This window comes from Oleiphilus sp. HI0061, from assembly GCF_001635675.1.
In genome coordinates, this window is sequence record NZ_LWFE01001239.1 from 1 (window position 1) to 1,523 (window position 1,523).

General features: G+C 45.0%; 1 protein-coding gene and 1 pseudogene. One reads left to right on the plus strand and one right to left on the minus strand.

The genetic code is table 11. The annotated features are described in order from the left end of the window. Positions 1-609, minus strand: a pseudogene (locus A3735_RS19370) (transcription-repair coupling factor); the annotation flags it as partial. Between the two features lie 204 nt (positions 610-813). Here A3735_RS19370 and A3735_RS19380 point away from each other — a divergent pair. Continuing rightward, on the plus strand, positions 814-1,523 hold a 710-nt coding region (locus A3735_RS19380; RefSeq protein WP_156499770.1), incomplete at its 3' end, for an ATP-binding cassette domain-containing protein.

Here is a 1,523-nt window from a genome sequence, read left to right on the forward strand (position 1 = left end):
GTTATCCGGGTCGAATGTACGCAGGCTTTCTATCTCATCATCAAACAACTCGATACGAACGGGTTCTTCACTGCCCATAGGGTAAAGGTCAAAGATTGAGCCTCGTATTGCGTACTCGCCATGCTCATAAACGGTATTAACATTTCTGTAGCCAACTTCTTCAAGCATACGGCGGTACTTTTCAAGCTCAAATGTCTGCCCATTCTTTAAAGAAAAGGTGTGCGCGTTCAAAAAGCTTTTTGGTGGCAAACGATGCAATAGCGTATTAAGCGGGATGATAAGTAAGCCGCGCTTAGCAAGAGGAAGCTTGCTGAGAGTTTCCAAACGCTGAGAAATAATATCTTCATGGGGTGAGAATGTATCGTAGGGAAGTGTTTCCCAGTCAGGGAAAACATAAACCTCATGCTTGCCTTCGTTAAAGAATTTAAACGCGCTTTCCATTGCGTAGGCTTGTTGCGAATCTTTAGCGATATATAAACAAAAGCCTTCTATCTCATTAAGTAACTCGTAAAGTGTCGCCGCGCTAGCACCTTGAGGAATGGAGCCCCAGTATTTATGGTCAGCGGGCACTGAAGGAATAAGCGTTGACGAAATAGAAGAGACATTCATGCTAAGTTACTGTTCTCGAATTGGCGGCAGAAATAAGGGGCGAATAATAGCTTTGATCGAGGAATATTGCACCCCGATATAAGCCCTTAGCAAACGAGATACAAAAATCTTTGCTTTGGTTTAACGAAAGCGCTTTCTTTGTGGCATAATTCGCGCCGCTATTAATAGATAGCTGAACCATGACCCAGATCTTGAGGCAATACCTTGTTAGTTACCGCGAATATTACAATGCAGTTTGGCGCAAAGCCGTTATTTGAAAACGTTTCAGTTAAGTTTGGTGAGGGCAACCGCTATGGCCTAATTGGTGCCAATGGCTGCGGTAAGTCAACCTTTATGAAAATATTGGGCGGTGACTTAGAGCCTACCTCGGGGAATGTCTCTAAAGACCCTAATGAACGAATTGGTAAGCTAAAGCAGGACCAGTTCGCCTATGAAGAGTTTAGTGTTGTCGATACCGTTATCATGGGGCATGAAGAGCTTTGGTCAATCAAAGCGGAGCGTGATGCGATCTACGCCAAGCCTGAAATGAGTGAAGAAGACGGTATTCGCGCAGGCGAGCTTGAATCTGAATTCGCTGAAATGGACGGCTACAGTGCAGAATCTAGAGCGGGTGAATTACTGATTGGCGTTGGTATTCCGGTTGAGCAGCATTATGGCCCAATGAGCGAAGTTGCACCGGGTTGGAAACTTCGTGTCTTACTCGCGCAAGCACTTTTCTCTGAACCCGATATCATGCTGCTCGATGAGCCGACCAACAACCTGGATATTAATACCATTCGTTGGCTAGAAGGTGTTCTCAACGAGCGTAACTGTACGATGATCATCATCTCGCACGATAGACACTTCTTAAATAGTGTTTGTACGCATATGGCTGATCTCGACTACGGTGAATTACGTCTGTATCCGGGCAACTA